Source organism: Dehalococcoidia bacterium (assembly GCA_035574915.1).
In the GTDB taxonomy this organism is placed as follows: domain Bacteria; phylum Chloroflexota; class Dehalococcoidia; order DSTF01; family WHTK01; genus DATLYJ01.
Genome location: DATLYJ010000112.1, coordinates 1 through 15,800, shown reverse-complemented (window position 1 = coordinate 15,800; position 15,800 = coordinate 1). Strand labels below are relative to the sequence as shown.

At 66.8% G+C, this 15,800-nt stretch carries 14 protein-coding genes; 13 read left to right on the top strand and 1 reads right to left on the bottom strand.

Going from position 1 to position 15,800, the window contains the following annotated elements; translation table 11 throughout:
* The first annotated feature begins 48 nt into the window (after nt 1-48).
* Nucleotides 49-3,258, top strand: a complete 3,210-nt coding sequence (locus VNN10_10690) for a hypothetical protein (protein HXH22489.1) — start codon at nt 49-51, stop codon at nt 3,256-3,258.
* Nucleotides 3,259-3,365: 107 nt separating this feature from the next.
* Here VNN10_10690 and VNN10_10685 read toward each other — a convergent pair whose 3' ends face one another.
* Nucleotides 3,366-5,627 (bottom strand): hypothetical protein, encoded by a 2,262-nt coding sequence (locus tag VNN10_10685; GenBank protein ID HXH22488.1) that lies wholly within the window; start codon nt 5,625-5,627, stop codon nt 3,366-3,368.
* A 324-nt stretch (nt 5,628-5,951) separates the two neighbouring features.
* Between VNN10_10685 and VNN10_10680 the strand changes: the two genes are divergently transcribed.
* The 12 genes from VNN10_10680 to VNN10_10625 form a co-directional block, all read left to right on the top strand.
* Nucleotides 5,952-8,078, top strand: a complete 2,127-nt coding sequence (locus VNN10_10680; GenBank protein ID HXH22487.1) for an ATP-binding protein — start codon at nt 5,952-5,954, stop codon at nt 8,076-8,078.
* Between the two features lie 101 nt (nt 8,079-8,179).
* Nucleotides 8,180-8,908 carry a DUF922 domain-containing protein gene (locus tag VNN10_10675; GenBank protein HXH22486.1) on the top strand — a complete coding sequence of 243 codons (729 nt, stop codon included), beginning with the start codon at nt 8,180-8,182 and terminating at the stop codon, nt 8,906-8,908.
* Nucleotides 8,909-9,012: 104 nt separating this feature from the next.
* The gene (locus VNN10_10670) at nt 9,013-9,927 is read left to right on the top strand and encodes a DUF4157 domain-containing protein (protein ID HXH22485.1); all 915 of its coding nucleotides are present in this window, start codon (nt 9,013-9,015) and stop codon (nt 9,925-9,927) included.
* A 3-nt stretch (nt 9,928-9,930) separates the two neighbouring features.
* Complete coding sequence (locus VNN10_10665) at nt 9,931-10,257, top strand: hypothetical protein (GenBank protein HXH22484.1); 327 nt, start codon at nt 9,931-9,933, stop codon at nt 10,255-10,257.
* A 107-nt stretch (nt 10,258-10,364) separates the two neighbouring features.
* Nucleotides 10,365-11,300, top strand: a complete 936-nt coding sequence (locus VNN10_10660; GenBank protein HXH22483.1) for a Pvc16 family protein — start codon at nt 10,365-10,367, stop codon at nt 11,298-11,300.
* 42 nt (nt 11,301-11,342) lie between these two features.
* The gene (locus VNN10_10655; GenBank protein ID HXH22482.1) at nt 11,343-12,914 is read left to right on the top strand and encodes a phage tail sheath C-terminal domain-containing protein; all 1,572 of its coding nucleotides are present in this window, start codon (nt 11,343-11,345) and stop codon (nt 12,912-12,914) included.
* A 39-nt stretch (nt 12,915-12,953) separates the two neighbouring features.
* Nucleotides 12,954-13,412 (top strand): phage tail protein, encoded by a 459-nt coding sequence (locus VNN10_10650; GenBank protein ID HXH22481.1) that lies wholly within the window; start codon nt 12,954-12,956, stop codon nt 13,410-13,412.
* Nucleotides 13,412-13,801 (top strand): phage tail assembly protein, encoded by a 390-nt coding sequence (locus VNN10_10645; GenBank protein HXH22480.1) that lies wholly within the window; start codon nt 13,412-13,414, stop codon nt 13,799-13,801. Before VNN10_10650 ends, VNN10_10645 begins: the two co-directional genes overlap by 1 nt.
* Before the next feature lie 53 nt (nt 13,802-13,854).
* Complete coding sequence (locus VNN10_10640) at nt 13,855-14,037, top strand: DUF6760 family protein (GenBank protein ID HXH22479.1); 183 nt, start codon at nt 13,855-13,857, stop codon at nt 14,035-14,037.
* Nucleotides 14,038-14,049: 12 nt separating this feature from the next.
* Nucleotides 14,050-14,229, top strand: coding sequence for a hypothetical protein (locus tag VNN10_10635; protein ID HXH22478.1), 180 nt, complete (start codon nt 14,050-14,052; stop codon nt 14,227-14,229).
* Nucleotides 14,230-14,232: 3 nt separating this feature from the next.
* Nucleotides 14,233-14,691 (top strand): phage tail protein, encoded by a 459-nt coding sequence (locus VNN10_10630; GenBank protein HXH22477.1) that lies wholly within the window; start codon nt 14,233-14,235, stop codon nt 14,689-14,691.
* Nucleotides 14,692-14,832: 141 nt separating this feature from the next.
* Nucleotides 14,833-15,800 (top strand): hypothetical protein (locus VNN10_10625; GenBank protein HXH22476.1); only part of this gene is annotated, 968 nt, incomplete at its 3' end.

The window sequence follows — 15,800 nt, the reverse complement described above, 5'->3', positions numbered from 1 at the left end:
CGCCCGCCGGCGGCGAGGCCGTCGTCTTCCCTGCAGGCTGCGCCGCCCGTGGCCCCGGCGCCACAGGAGGAGGCGAAGCCGGAGGCGGCGCCGCTGGCCTATGAAGGTCTCGGCCACCTGGTCGCCGCCTCCTCCTCCGGCGACGGAGGTAGCCCGCCGGGCGTCGGGCGGCGCGCGGGCGGGCCTCACACCAACATGCGGCTTCTGAACTCGGCGCTGGCGATGCAGTCGACCGCGCGCATCAGCCGGGAGGACACCAAAAAGACCGGCCTCGACCGCGTCAAGGAAATACTCTACGAGCCTCGCACCATCAACTGGGTCGGGCCGCTGGAGGAGTACGAACTCGAGGATCTGTGGACCGAACTAGGGCCCGACGTCGCGAAGGCCAACCCCAAAGAGTTCCAGCTGTCGATCGCGCGCGGCATGGAGCCCGACAACCTCGAAGGACCCTTCGGCGCCGACCTGACGATGGAGAAGTTCCAGCAGGCGGTCGAGGGGCTAAGGGACGAGTACCTCGAAGGCAACCTCAAGGACATCGCGAAGGAGGAGGAACGCCTCGGCATCAACGACGCCAAGCAGACTCCCGAGCAGCAAGCCGCCCTTACTGACGTGATTATCCTGGCCGAAAAGGCCAAGCAGCTGGACGAGGAAGTCAAGAAGCTTGGCAGCATCCAGGTTGGCTACAACCTGGAGCTGGTCCCTAGCTCGGAGCGCGACCCCGACACGCCGCACGCGATGGAGCTGGGCGAAGTCCCGGCCTACTTCCGGCCCGGCAGTCCCCCCGAGAAACCTCTGAAAGGGACCGAAGGCAAGGGAGCCTCTACCTACGAAGAGGTGATGGCCAAGTATGCCGAGGGCATGGGCGCGCTGATGGCCATCGCCAACAAGCACCCCTCCATCTACGTGGGCCTGAAGCAGGGCAAGCTGGATGCCATCACCGGCCAGAGCGAGGACGCCTGCACCGACCCGATCTCGGGCATAAAGATGCTGCTCGGTGACGCAAAGAAGGCGATCGAAGAGACGAAAGCCGACCCGCCCGACTGGGACGAGCTCAAGCCTATCCACGCCCAGCTGCTCAGGGGCGAGCACACGGCGGGGGGCATCCCCTTCAACGAGATCTGGTACAAGGAAATCATCAAGGACGAGCTGGGCGACATCGAGACCCAGGAGATGATGATCGACCTGGGCATCGGTCTCGCCGCGGCCGTCGCCTTCATCTTCTCCGAGGTCGCCACCGGCGGCATGGCGACTGTCCTCTGGGCCGGCGCTGGCCTCGGGATCGGCGCGGCGAACGTCGCCCGCAAGTGGGACAACTACGACGAACTGAAGAACGCCGCTGCCGCCGGCACCTCGCAGGCTACCGAGCTGGTCGAAGGCGGGCAGGTGAACGCGGCCCTCGTGGACGCGATCATCGAGTCGGTGTTCTTCTTCCTGGACGCCGTCGGCGTCGCCGTCAAGGGTGTCAAGGGTGTCGCCGCCCTCGGCGTCAAGAAGGCCGGCAAGGAGGCCGCCGAGAAGGCGGCGGGCGCCGCCGCGCTCAAGGGCCTCAAGAGCATGAGCGCGGAGGAGGCCGAGAAGGCCATCTCCAAGGCGGTGGACGAACTCGGAGTCGAGAAGGCCATGCAGACGGCCGGCGTGGACAGCGTGGATGACCTCCTCGCCAAGGTCCCCGCGGACTCCGCCGCGGCCGCGAAACTCAAGGCCTTCAAAGAGCTTGCCGAAAAGGGCGTGGAGCCGGCGAAACTCTCGGAAGCGCTGAAGACAGCGCTCTCCGGGGGCAAGGTCACCGGCAAGACCGGCGCCGAGCTAACCCTGGAGGACGTCGTCAAGCAGGCCATCGACACCATGGGGTACCAGGCCACGCTCAAGGAGGCCGGTGGCTGGAAGAAGCTCGGCGGCGCGCTCGGGACCAGCTCTGAAGCCGGCAAGCGCCTGAAGGCCTGGCGCGATGGCATCAACGCCGACCTGAAGAACTTCATCGAAGGCCTGCGGGAGCCAGCCGACGGCACGGGCCCGCTCGTGCAGGAGACCGGCACCCTCAAGGACGTCACCAACGACCTCGACATCTCCTTCCTGGGCGCCAAGGCCGGCGAGAGAAGGGAGGCGGCGGCGCAATTCCTCGCCGGGCGGACCGGTCTCGGGTCGGACCCGAAGATCCTCGACGAAATGCTCCAGATCGGCCTGTTCACGGACCCGCGCCGTATGCACCTGTTCGACGAGTTCCCCGAGCTCCAGGCCAAGCTGGCGGACAAGACGGCAAAGTTTCAGGAGTCGCTGATCTGGAACAACGAGCTCCACCAGTATCTCGTCAAGGCCGCCGACGGCGACAAGGCCGCCAAGGCCATGGCCGACAAGATCATGGCGGAGATGGAGGCGCTCGGCGTCGAGAAGATATCCGGGTTCAAGCCGATGAGCGAGCGCGTAGCCTCCACGCTCGCCAAGGACCAGGACCGCATCCACGCCGCCATCGAGGCAGCGAAGAACTCCGGCGACATGGGAAAGGTCGAGAGCCTGATCGAGGAGCTGGCCAACATCCAGGCCCAGATCAACGTCAAGGAGGGCGGCGGCTACTTCTCGTCCGGCGGCGTGCGCAAGTTCGTGACGGAAAAGGAGGGCTTCCCCGGCGCCAGGGCGGCCATGACTGCGGCGGAGGACTTGACCGCCGCCCTCGACCAGGTGAAGAAGCTGCGCGACGCTGTCGGCAAATTCGAAGCCCTGGCGCCGGTCGGCGCGAGCGACCCCGGCAAGCTCGCCGCCACCATCAAGGACATCGCCAAGTACGGCGACCGCTTTGCCTCGGCGTCCAGCGTGCCAGGAGTCAAGCTGCCAGACGCCTCGATGCTGCCCAAGCTGGCCGACGAGTTCTCGCAGATACTCCTGCAAGCCAGGGGCGAGAGCGTGCATACCATGAAGCAACTGCTCTCCAAGAACATGGAGGGCGTCATCGCCAAGACGCGGGGCGCCATCGCGCAGTTCGACGAGGCTCACCTGGCGATCATCCAGGCCCTCCAGTCCCGCGCTGGCATCCAGGGTATGGAAGACCTCTCCGCCGACATCATCCGCGCGACCAAGGCGCGCTACGCCTTCGTCATCTTCCGCAATTCCCTGGTCATGCAGATGGGCACGGCCGCCCGCGCCGCGGGCCTGCTAATCGACCTGACTTCGGTCGAGCCCGAGGCCGGCGCAGAGGAAGAGGCTCCGGAGGAGGCCCCGAAGGGGGACTTCCCGGTGCCTAAGGCCGATACAGTGCCTGTCTAGGCAGCGCGTTCCGCCGCGGTCCAGGCTACGCGCGCGCCGCGCGGCGATACGCCGGCGATGCAAGCGGGCGGGACGCCATTACCGGCAGAGCCGCGTTTTGCCCGCGGCTAAGGCGTGCCGGTCCTGGCCGCATTCTGCTGGGCGATCTTGCGGTAGCCGTCCGCCTCCAACTTGATCATGTCGTTGTGCCTCTGCACGGCAGCGTCGTAAGCGGGCGTGCCCTTCGGGGGCAGCGGCCGCACGGGCTGAAAGTCGATGGCCTTCCAGCGCCCGTTCGCGTCAACCAGGCCCTGCACCTCGCCGTCGTAGTAGCTGCCCTGCTGAAGCATGCTCCTGCCGAATGCCTCGACGTCCTGGACGGTCTGCGGGCCGACCTTGGAGGCGTAAAAGTCCGCTTGCTTCTGCGCTGCCTGGAACTCGGGACTGTTCTGCGGCGCATCGCTCAGGTTCTCCGCGAACCCGCCCTGGAGCTTCTCCATCGCGAAGGCGCGCTTGCCGGGGCCAGCCGGGACCTCGCCGTAGAACTTGGGGCCGCGGCCGGTCTGGCTGGCAGCGCGCGCGCCCGCCATGTCCGCCTCGAACATCTCATTCATGGAGGCCGGGTAGACCTTGACCGCGACCGGCTCCGACACGCCAGGAACGCGGCCCTCGAAGACACCGAAGCCCTCGCGGCTGGCCAGCGTCCCCTTGAACCCGCTGGCGGATAGCTGCTTGCTGTAATCGATTAGGTGCTCGCCCTCAGGTGGCGGCTTGCCGCCCCCTTCGCCCTCGCCGCCACCTTTGCCGCCGCCGCCCATGGGCGCGACCTTGCCTGCAGCATAGCCAGCGATGGCGGCGGCCGAAACCAACACCGCCATGGCGAATGCCGCCGCGTCGGCGTCGGCCATTACCTTCGCCTCATCGACCTGCTGCGGCGTGACGAGCTCAGTGTCCTTGCCGACCGCGGTCTTGGACGCCTGCAGCATAGCTTCGTACTCTTCGGCCGACATCTGGGCCTTGGCGCCAGCGGCAACGGTCCCGACCAGCAAGAGGGCAATGCCCGCTGCGCCCGGCACCGCGCCGCCGAGCATGAACACGAGCTGGCTGACCGCCTCCAGGGCCAGGGCAACCAGGGCCTTCTCCAGGTTGTGCCCTTCCGCCTCCTTCGTGGCGACTCTCTTCGGCAGCGCGAGTGACCACTCGACCTTGCTGTTCGGCGCCTTCGTGCCCTCCATGAGCTGCTTGTGCAGCGGCGTCAGGTCGAGCGGGTCGAGCTCATTCCCGAGCTTTTCCCTGGTCTGCTTGATGTCTACGCGCAGCTTGCGCAGCGCATCGGCCAGCTGGGCACGCGCCTTCGCCGGGTCCTGCTCCTTCGCGAAGGACTTCGTGACGTCGCTCTTGCCCTCGCGCGCGAGGGCGTAGGCCATCGGGTACAGGTTCACGAGGTCGCGGATGCTCTCGCTGCCCTTGTTGAAGGCATCGAGGAGGGGCTGATAGGGCTGGGTCTGGACTACCTCGCGAATTTCGCCTCCATCGGCGAGGCCGCGCTCGTCCTTGTTCTGAGGCAGCTCGACGACCTGCGGCGGGCGGAAAGGGTTGAAGGTCGCCGGCTCCCACCAGGGTTTCATCCCCAGAGGGATGTGCTGATTGAAGTTGTAGCCCACGTAGATCTTCGTGAGGGCTTCCTGCTGTTCCTGGATGGACGCGATCTTCAGCGCGGCCTCCTGCGTGGCCATCATCTTCTTCGTCTGGTCTTCCGTGGGAGGCGGCGGCTCCTTGCCCTCCTCCAGCGGCAGGCCAGTGTCGGCCATTTGCTGCCGCACGATCTCGTCGTTCTTGTCCAGATAGCTCGTGGCCAGCGCCTTGATATCCTCGACCCACTTGCTCTTCAGCTTCCTGTAGCCTGGCAGTTCCTCGAGCTCCGCGCCGGCGTCGATGCACCGATCCCACAGGTCGAGCTTGTTCGAGGCGACTCTCGGCAGGTCGTCCTCGGGGATGGAACGCCAGGCTTCTTCGATCTTCCACTCGTCAAAGGGCCCTACCCAAACTTGGTTCAAGAGAATGCCGATGAGCTCGAACTTCGTCTCGAGTGGTATCGGCACCCAGTCGTTGATGGCCTTCACGTCGTCGACGTCGCGCGTGCGGAGTGCCTTCTTCACCGGGTTCTCGCCCGGCGGCTCCGGCTCCCGGAAGACCTTGCCGCCCGCTTGCAGGCCCATGGCTGCAGCCTCGGCCATGTCGCCAACAGGCTCGGCAGGCGCGTCACCGAACCCGGGGGCCGCCGTCTCATCGGCCCGGACCTGCGCCGCCCCGCGGCTGGTCAGGGAGGCGCGCGCGCCTCCCAGCTGCCTGCCGACCCAGTGGTTGCCGAGCGTCTTCTGAGCAGACAAGATCGCCCGCCTCGAGACCGGGTTGCCGGCGTCGAGGCCGGGGCGCAGCGATTCCGGCCGGGCCTGGCGGCGCTGGGCGCCGCTGCTGCGCGTTCGTGTAGAAACTCGCAAGCGTTTCGGCATTCTTGACGGTTGGCGGCCATGGTAGCGAGAGAACATTGACGGATGATTGATATCCCGTTAGCGGAAGATGGAAAGTTGACGCAAAATGTGCGGCAGGGCGCGGGTGTCGAAGCTAAGACGCGTCGCCTTTGCAATCTTCCTTAAATCCGCGCTCAATCGGACGCGGTTAATATCGCCCCAGTCGAGGCAGAGGGGCCAGCCATGGCGTCTACCCTGATCGAGTATCCCGCGCCCTCGGCGTCCGTCCTGGATGCGCTCGAGGGCGAACTGCGCTGGCTCTCGCTGCGGCTCAGCGTCGTTATCGATGCCGGCCGCCGGCAACGCTCCGTTGGGCCCCCGGCGGAGTACCGCGGCCTCTACGTCACGGACGAAGAGATCGATGTCCTGCTGTCCGATGAGGAGGCAGAAGAGGCTCCGCCCGAGAGGCGTATCGCCAGGGCCGCCCGGGTGCGGGCCGACCTCGATAGCCGCCGGGACTCCCTGCGCGACCTGCCACTCGAGCATGTCGCGCGCGAATTCGGGCTGCGGCCGGAAGAGAGGCTGGTCCTGCTTACCGCTCTCGCGCCCTATGTCGACTCGGCTTACGAGAAGGTCTACGCCTACGCTAACGACGACATCACCAAGCGCTGGCCCACCGTCGGCCTGACCCTGCAGGTGCTAAGCGACGACCCCCTCGAAAGGGTAGCGCTGAGGCGGCTGTTCTACCTGGACGCCCCGTTGAGCCGGCACCAGCTCCTGGCATCCGCCGAGCCAGCCTCGCCGGCGCCGCCACTCCTGAGCCGTCAGATATCGCTCGACCCGCACCTGGCGGAAACGCTGCTCGGCTACCGCGGCCTGGACCCCAGGTTGCTGGCCTACGCGCGCTGGCAGGAGCCACGGGCGGGCGGCGGCCAGCAGGAGGAGGCGCTGGCGAGAGTCCTCCATCACCGCCTTAACGCGCGCGTTTACCTCGGCGGCCGCTGGCAGACTGACAAGGAGGACGCGATCGCCGGCGCCTGCGGGCGAGCGGGTCTGGGCCTCATATCCGTGAAGACGCAGGCGGTGCTGCGCTCCGCGGAGCCGGCCTCGATCCTTGCCCTGATCCTCAGGGATGCTCGGCTTCTTCGGTCGGCCGTGCTATTCCAGGACTGGGGCGCCCAGGAGTCCGAGTCGCCTGAATCATCGGTTTTCGCCGCGGAGGCTGCTCTTAAGCTGCAGGATCACCCGCTTCCCGTGTTCTTCAGCGACCGCGCCTCCTCGCCCCCGAGGCTCCCCGCGAACCTCCACCTGCAGTTCGAATTTCCGGCGCCCAGCTTCGAGGAACGCCAACGCCTCTGGACCGCCGCCTCGGAGGTCAGTGCGGAAGACGCCAGCCACCTCGCGGCCATGTACCGCCTCGGCCGCCGGGAGATCGACTCCGCCTGGGAGATGGCGAGAAGCCTCGCCAGCTTCCGCGGCGACGACGGTGTCGTACTGGAAGACCTGAAGGTAGCAGCGAGGATGCAATCCCAGCCGCGCCTCACGAGTCTCGCGCAGAAGATCGTCCCCCGCTTCACCTGGGAGGACATCGTCCTGCCGCCGGACCGCATGGCCCAACTGCGGGAGATCGCAAACCAGGTGCTGTATCAGCACGTGGTCTACGAAGAGTGGGGCCTGGCTGCCAAGTCCTCTCTGGGGCGAGGAGTGGCCGCGCTCTTCGCCGGTCAGTCCGGCACGGGCAAGACCATGGCGGCGGAGATCATCGGCAGCGAGCTGGGCCTGGAGGTCTACAAGATCGACCTCGCCGGCCTCGTCTCGAAGTACATCGGCGAGACGGAGAAGAACCTGGCGCGCGTCTTCGAGGAGGCGAGCGACACCAACGCGATCCTCTTTTTCGATGAGGCTGACGCTGTCTTCGGCAAGCGCAGCGAGGTGCGCGACTCGCACGACCGCTACGCCAATATCGAGGTCAGCTACCTGCTACAGCGCATGGAGGAGTACGACGGTATCGTCGTGCTGGCGACCAACCTGCGCTCCAACCTGGACGATGCCTTCCTCCGGCGCATGCGGGCAATTGTGGAGTTCCCCTTCCCCGAGGCTGACGACAGGCTGCGCATCTGGCAGCGCACCCTCGCTTCGTCCGCGCCCATGGCGGACGACGTGGACCTCTCCTTCATGGCGCGCCAGTTCCGCATTGCTGGCGGCAATATACGCAACATAGTCGTCCTTGCCGCATTCCTGGCAGCCAGTACCGGCGAGCCGATCGGCATGAACCACCTGATCCAGGCCACGAAGCGCGAGTATCAGAAGCTGGGGCGTCTGGTCACCGAATCGGACTTCGGCCGCTGGTACGAGGAAGTGCGCGCATGAGCGAGGGCAGGACAGCCGAGCCGGCCCCGACCGCGGAGGCGAAGCGGCGCCGCCCATCCCCCGCGGCGGAAGTGCCTCATCCAGCCTCTGCTCTCCCCGGGTTGGCAGCGCTGCTCGCCGGCCGCGTCCGCCACTCCGCGTCGCTCGACCCCGAGCTGGTCCGCACGCTCGTACCTAGCCTTGGCAACCAGGGCATCCTTCGCCTGATCGCCGAGGAGTCAAATCGTGCGCGCGCGGAAGGCGCGCCGCCAGTCACTCGCGACGGTGCCGGGGAGCGAGCACGACCGCTGGATGCCGTGGCGAACGCGAGCGGCGCGGTGCATCGGCAGGCCGCCGGCAATGTCATCGCCCGCGAGGCCGCTCCCGCGAAGGGCCAGACGGTCTTCCCAGCCGTGACACGAAAGACTTATCCGGTCGCGGGCAAAACGCTGTCGGAGGCCCTGGCGGTGATCGAGGCCTACCAGGCTCACACAGGCGAGGCCGGCAAGACCGACTTTAATCCCAAGCTCAAGTACGACCTCGACGATGACAGGAACCTCAAGAGCGCAACGGTCACGGTGAACCTCACTGTCACGATGCCGAGTTGGCCGGGAGCGTCGCAGCTGAGCCAGACTGCCAAGGCCGAGTGGGACCGCTGCTGGAGCGAGCTCAGTGCTCACGAGGAGCGGCATGTGGCCATTGCCAGGGAAAAAATGAAGGGCGTAGGCGAATCGCTGGTGGGCCAGAGCGAGTCTGACGCCAATACGGCATTCGCCGATGCCCTCACAGCGCTGAAGGAAGCCAGCGACGCTATCGATCCCTTCGAGGTGACCATGGACGTCGATGCGTAACGGCTATGAACCGGACGACAGCAGGCGACGCGAGGGTGCGCAGAGAGGCTATATTGCGCGACGACGGCGAACAGTAGCCGGAAAGGCCCGACGAGGAGGGCATGATGGACAGGGCAAATCTGCAGAACGACGACCGCCTCAAGGTCAAGGCGAAGGCTGAAAAGCCAACGCCGCGGGCGGACGCCTCGGGCGGCGCCGGCTTGTTGTCCGCCATGGGCAACGCCCGCGTCCAGCGCCTTCTGCGCGCCGCAAAATTGCAGCGCCAGGGCGACGCTGCCGGAAGCACCGTGGACGACGAGGTGGCGAGAGCCATCAACTCCAAGCGCGGCAGCGGCGCCACCCTGGACGAGGCAAGCCGGAAGGAAATGGAACCCTCCTTCGGGCAGGACTTCTCGGACGTGCGGGTCCACACGGACGACACTGCCGACGCCCTCAACCGGGCCGTCCAGGCCGAAGCCTTCACCATCGGCCGCGACATCTTTTTCCGCAAGGGCAGCTACAGCCCCGGGAGCAGCGAGGGCAAGAAGCTCTTGGCGCATGAGCTCACGCATGTGGTGCAACAACGCGACGTGCCCGTGAGCCAGGACCTCACCGTCAGCAGCCCGGAGGATGCCTCCGAGCGGCAAGCCGGCGACGTTGCCAGCGCCGTAAGCGGCTCCGCTTCGGCGACGATAGGCCGCCAGATGGAGGAAGAGGAGCCACAGCCGGCGACCGAAACGGCTCCCGCTGAAGGCGCGTTGCCGGAGGAAGAGGAGGTCCAGGCCTCCGCAATCGGCCGTCAAGTGCCCGTCGAAGTGCCGGAGGAGGAAGAGGAGCTGCAGAAGTCGCCCATTGCGCGGGAAGGCATGCCCGAAGAGGAGGAGCTCGCGGCTTCGCGCATCGCCCGGGAGGGGATGCCCGAAGAGGAAGAGCTCGCGGCTTCGCGCATTGCCCGGGAAGGGATGCCCGAAGAAGAAGAGCTCGCGGCTTCGCGGATCCAGCGGAAGGCAGCGAGCTTCCCCCTGCGGCCGAGGAGCTAGTCGATGCCGGCGCCTGTACTTACGATGGCCGCAACCATCACTTGCCCGCACGGCGCTCCGGTGCTCGGCGTGCCTTCGAACCCCAATGTCCTGATCATGGGCGCGCCGGTCTTGGTGGTTACGGATGTCTTCACGGTAGCCGGTTGCCCCTTCAACATCTCCGGGGCGCCGGCGCCCTGCGTCACCGTCCAGTGGACCGCGCCGGCCGTCAACTTCACGGTCAACAATATCCCGGTCCTTCTCGGCACCAGCATCGGGCTGTGCATCGGCGGCTCCGGGTCGGTGCCTGCGATAGTTTCCCCGGGCCAGACTCAGGTCATGGCCAGCTGAAGGCAAAGTCGAAGCTACGCGAGGCGGGACCAGGTTGAGCGGCCGAAGGGCCGCTCAATCCTCTTTCAATCATTCTTCAATTTTCCGTCGCTAGACTTGCGCCGCATATGCTGAACGAGCTGGACGAGACCCTGAAGCTCCTTCTCCAGCAAGACCTGCCGCGGGTCGTCGAGCGAATCGAACCGGACGGCTTCGATATCAGCTTCGATGTGCCGAACCGCGAGTTCCGTTCGCGGCTAACGCGCCCGACGCTCTGCCTCTACCTCTACAACATCCAGGAGAACCGGGAGCTGCGCGGCCGGACATGGAACGTCACCCGCGGCCCCGGCTCGGTGACGACGCGGCGGCCGGCCGTGAGGCTGGACTGCAGCTACATGGTCACCGCCTGGTCGAATGAGGTGGAGGACGAGCACCGCCTACTCACGGGCGCGGCGCGCGTGCTCTTCCGCAACCCTGTGCTCCCCCGTGAAGTGCTTCAGGGCGGCCTCGCGGTCGAGTACGACAACGGCATCGACATCACGACGCAGGTCGCGCAGCCGGAGACGTTCAAGGACGTCGTGGACATCTGGAGCGTCCTGGACAATGACCTCCACCCCTCCGTCCGCGTGACGGTGACAATCCCCCTCGAAGTCGACGTCAGCTACGAGAGTCCGGCTGTGCGCGAGCGCGGCGTCGGTATGTCGGGGCCGGGATGGACCCCGCCCGACACCTCGCGCAAGCGCTACGAAGGCCGCATCGAGCGGGACGGCCGCCCCGTGGCGGGGGCGCTGGTGCGCGCGGACACGGCATCCGACCGCACGAACGAGAAGGGCGAGTTCGCCCTCGAGAACGTCAAGCCGGGAAAGCAAAGGGTATTCGTGCTCGTCGAAAACGAGTACTTCGAGCTCACGGCCGACCTCCCGGCCGAGTCAGTGCTGTCGTTACCTGGCGCCGACGGCAAGGCCAACGGCAATGGCGCCAGGAAGGACCCAGCGCCCGGCGCGGGCGAGGAGCAAGCGGAGCCCACGGACAAGGAGCCCAGGTCTCGCAGACGGAGAGGTTAGGAGCGGCGTGCCCGGAAAGGGCCCCGGGAAAGGGAAGGAACAATGCCAAGGACCACGTATCAGGCACCCGGAGTCTACGTTGAGGAGGTACCGGGCGGCAGCCGCCCAATCGAAGGTGTCGGCACCCGCGTAGCCGCGTTCGTCGGCTTCGCGGAGAAAGGGCCGATCAACAAGCCGGTGCGCGTGACGAACTGGACGCAGTACACGAACACGTTCGGCGGCTTCATCAAGAGCGGGTACATGCCGCTTTCGATCTACGGCTTCTTCGCCAACGGCGGCGGCAACGCCTGGGTCATCAGGGTCGGTGGAGACGTCGTCAGCCAGCCTTCGACGCTCGCGCTCCCCGGCCGGGCGGCGACCGCGGTGGACTCGCTGCGGATTACGGCGCGCGAGCCCGGACCTGAAGGCAACGACATCAAGGTCGAGGTCGCCGACGAGCCCCCGGCGTCGGGCGGCGACGCCCCTGCGGACGAGCGCCGGTTCAGGATTACCGTCACCGCCCCCGGCAAAGCGCCGGAGGTCTTCGAGAACCTGACGCTCCGCCGTGGCGACCCGCGCAACGCTGTCGACGTGATCAACGCAACGGAGACAGGCTCCAAGTTGATCATGATCGAGGACCTGGCGCCGCGAGGCGTATCTGTCGCGGACCGCGCGCCCGCGCCCGCAACCTATCAGATGACGGGTGGCGGCGAGGCCCTCACAGCGCTCACCACCACTGACTTCCAGGGCAGCGTCGCTTCCCGCAGCGGCATCGAGGGCCTGGAAGCGCTCGAGGACGTGACCATGGTGGTGGTACCGGACCTAATGAAGGCCCTCGAGGATGGCCTCCTCGACATGGAAGGCGTCATTTCGCTCCAGAAGGCGATCCTCGCGCACTGCGAGCGCATGGAAGACCGCGTTGCCATTCTGGACACGCCGCCCGGCCTGGACCCCACGCAGGTTGACGACTGGAAGATGAAGGTGGCGAACCTGATCTCGGACGGCGGCTATGGCGCCCTCTACTACCCCTGGATCAAGGTCGACGACCCGGCGACGAACACCACGCGGTTTATCCCGCCAAGCGGCCACATGGCCGGCATCTGGTCCCGCTCCGACGACAACCGCGGCGTCCACAAGGCCCCGGCCAACGAGCAGGTGCTCGGCGTGCTGGACTTGGAGACGCAGCTCACGATGGAGGAGCTGGGCACGCTCAACGTGCACAGCATCAACTGCATCCGGGCCTTCCCCGGACGCGGGATACGAGTCTGGGGCGCGCGCACGCTGGCGGAAGCCGCGTCCGAGTGGCGCTACATCAACGTCCGGCGCGTCTTCAACTACGTGAAGAAGTCGCTGGAGCAGGGCACGCAGTGGGTGGTATTCGAGCCGAACGACGAGAGTCTCTGGGCCCGCGTCCGGCGCGACATCACTGCCTTCCTGACCCGTCTCTGGGGCACGGGCGCCCTCTTCGGGGCCACCGCGGACGAGGCGTTCTACGTCAAGTGCGACCGCGAGACCAACCCGCCGGAGGTCATCGACGCCGGCATGATGGTCTGCGAGATCGGCATCGCGCCCGTGAAGCCGGCCGAGTTCGTCATTTTCCACATCCGCCAGATCACCCCTGGCGCGACGGAGTAAGCAGCAAGTCACTAAACGGCATAAGGAGGGAAGAGGAACATGCCAAGACTCGCTTTCGAAGGGCTCAAGGACCCGCAGGTCGTCCACCACTTCGCGCTCGAGGTGCAGGGCATCGAGGAGTGCACCTTCCGCGAGGCGAGCGGGTTCGAGAGCAGCCACGACGTGATCGAACACCGCGAGGTAGGACGGGGCGGCAAGCAGTTCATCAGCAAGCAGCCCGGCAACCTGAAGTGGGCGGACATCGTCCTCAAGAAGGGCGTCACCGACTCGATGGAGCTGTTCAAGTGGCGGCAACAGGTCGTCGACGGCAAGCTCGCCGAGGCGCGCAAGAGCGGCTCCATCGTGCTCTACAACTCGGAGAACCAGGCGATCGCGCGATTCGACTTCGTCCGCGGCTGGCCGTCTAAGTGGAAGGGACCGGACGTCAACACGACCAACAACGCCGCCGCGATCGAAGAGATCACAATCTCACACGAAGGGTTGGTCCGGTCAGCCTGATGTTGCAGACCGAGTTCGACTTCACGCTGCCCAGGGGGTACATCGACCGTAACGGCACCATCCACCGGAAGGGCCGGATGCGGCTGGCGACGGCGCTGGACGAAATCGCCCCGTTGCGCGATCCGAGGGTGCGCCAGAACCAGGCCTACCACACGATCATCCTCCTGGCGCGCGTGGTCACTCATCTGGGCACCCTGCCGGCGATCGACACCGGCGTGATCGAGGGCCTCTTCACAGCGGACCTGGCGTTCTTGCAGGAGCTGTACCGGACCAAGAACGAGCTCGCCGATCCCGACGCCGGTATGGTGCGTTGCCCGAGTTGCGGCGACGAGTTCGTGCCATTCACGACGGCGGAGGAGGTGCCCGCGGCAGCCGCCCCTTTAGCCTAGAGGCCGGCGAAGTCCCGGAATTCAGGCGGTTGGGGCGGTCGTGGGAGATGGGCGTGACCTACCCGCAGGACAGGCTTGCGGAGGAGGTCGCGTACATCGCCTACCACTTCCACTGGCCGCTGGACTACATCCTCGGCCTCGAGCACGCCGACCGCATCGAGTGGGCGAAGCAGATTAGCCGGATCAACGAGCGAATGAACGAGGAAAGCACGAGCCTGACGCTGAACCAGTTGTGAGGCGGGAGACCTATGGCGGGTCCTGAACCTTCGACGAGCACAGAGGGGGGCGCCGGCAGCACGGCCGGGCCCGCCGGCCTCTCGCCCCAGCAACTGGAGCGCCTGGTCGACCTTGTCTACTACCGCCTCAAGGAGGACCTCTTGCGTCAACGCGAGCGCCGCGGTGAGACCTCCGGACGGGCGTGGAGGTAATCGGTGGCAAACACTTTTGCTGGCGACAGCCTCAAGTCCGACAAGTACGTCATCGGCCCGCGGTACTGCGTCGAAATCGATGGGCTGATCGAGGCTACGTTCTCGGAGTGCTCGGGTCTGAGCGCGACCCTGCGCACCGACAAGTGGGAGGAAGGCGGCGCGAACGAGACGACTCTCAAGTTCCCCGGCCGCACGGACTTCGGGAACATCGTCCTCAAGCGCGGCGTGACCTCGTCTGCCGAGCTCTTCAGGTGGTTCACAGACCAGCTGATGGGTGTCAAAAACCGCAAGACAGTGACTATCAAGCTGGTCAACCACGACCTGGAGGTCCTGGAAAGCTGGGAGTTCAAAGACGCGTTCCCCGTGAAGTGGACCGGACCGACACTGCAGGCAACCTCCAACGCCATCGCCATCGAGTCGTTCGAGATCGCCCACGACGGCTTCCTGAAGCTACCGCCTTGAGCAGGTGTGACTTTGGCGAACGGTAGACAGCCCTCGACGATCTGGCTCCGCGACTGGACCGCGGATGCCTTGTCGCGCCTGTCGCGTTGGCCGGCTCCAACGGTCGCAAAGCGGCGGCCCCTCTTGTCATTCCGCCCGCTGGTGACGCCGATCCTCGCCCGGGCCCTGGCACCGATCCGCTACGGGCCTTCGTTCGCGAAGACGGTCGCGAACCGTCCCCAACTCGTGCTGCGGAAGGTCGTGTCGGAGAGCAGGGAAAGGCCCGTCCTCACCCTGCAGAGCGCTCCAACGCGGGCGCCGGGACCAGTCCTGGCCCCAGACGAGGAGCTGGCGCCGTCCGTGGACGAAACGCCTGTCGCGCGCGCCAGCCACGAAGACAGCCCGCCGCCACTCCAGGCAACCGAGCCTCGCCAGGAGTCCTTGCTCTCGCGCGCTGCCGGCGCGATCTTGCGGGTCTTTCGCCCCGCGCCTCCTACCGCACCTCCTCCCCCGCCGCCGGATAGCGGTGACACATCCATAACGTCGGTGGTCTCACGGAGCGTGCAGCCCGAGGCGCCCTCGCCGCAGTCGGCCGAAGTCGACCAGGCCCAGCTCATCGAGACTGAATATGACGACGACCTGGTCGAGGAGGGCCTCGAGGAGGGCGGGGACGATTACGAGGACCAGCCTACACTGCCGGCCGCCGGCGATGCCCGGCCGGCGCTCTCACTGAGGTTGGAACGCCCGCCGTCGCCGCGCGAGGCCGCCGAGGCACCGATGGCTCGCCCGGAGGCGCAGCTCCCCGCGCCTCGGCCGGCTGAGCCTCCACCGGCGGAGCCTCCGCGAGCGGCGCCCGCGCCGCGCGCGGCCCCCGTCGAGCAACAGCAGCCCCAAGCCGTCTTCGCCCGAACCGAGGACGTCCAGGCGGAGCGGCCGCAGCCGCAGTCCGTGGCGCCCGTCGAGGAACCTGCGGTGCAGGCGGCCAGCATTCTCCGGGCGCCGATGGCAGCGCCGGAAGGGCACGTCCAGGAGGGGCCTCCGCCAGAAGAAGAGGCCGAGCCTGCACCGGCCGCCCCCGCGCGCCGGGAAGGGCCGCTGGCCGGCGCCCTGCTGGCGCTGCGCCGGCTGGT

Excerpts from the sequence above, each read along its gene's own strand:
- VNN10_10680 (HXH22487.1), top strand. The coding sequence starts at position 5,952 with ATGGCGTCTACCCTGATCGAGTATCCCGCGCCCTCGGCGTCCGTCCTG.
- VNN10_10655 (HXH22482.1), top strand. The coding sequence starts at position 11,343 with ATGCCAAGGACCACGTATCAGGCACCCGGAGTCTACGTTGAGGAGGTA.
- VNN10_10635 (HXH22478.1), top strand. The coding sequence starts at position 14,050 with ATGGCGGGTCCTGAACCTTCGACGAGCACAGAGGGGGGCGCCGGCAGC.
- VNN10_10665 (HXH22484.1), top strand. The coding sequence starts at position 9,931 with ATGCCGGCGCCTGTACTTACGATGGCCGCAACCATCACTTGCCCGCAC.
- VNN10_10645 (HXH22480.1), top strand. The coding sequence starts at position 13,412 with ATGTTGCAGACCGAGTTCGACTTCACGCTGCCCAGGGGGTACATCGAC.
- VNN10_10650 (HXH22481.1), top strand. The coding sequence starts at position 12,954 with ATGCCAAGACTCGCTTTCGAAGGGCTCAAGGACCCGCAGGTCGTCCAC.
- VNN10_10670 (HXH22485.1), top strand. The coding sequence starts at position 9,013 with ATGGACAGGGCAAATCTGCAGAACGACGACCGCCTCAAGGTCAAGGCG.
- VNN10_10660 (HXH22483.1), top strand. The coding sequence starts at position 10,365 with ATGCTGAACGAGCTGGACGAGACCCTGAAGCTCCTTCTCCAGCAAGAC.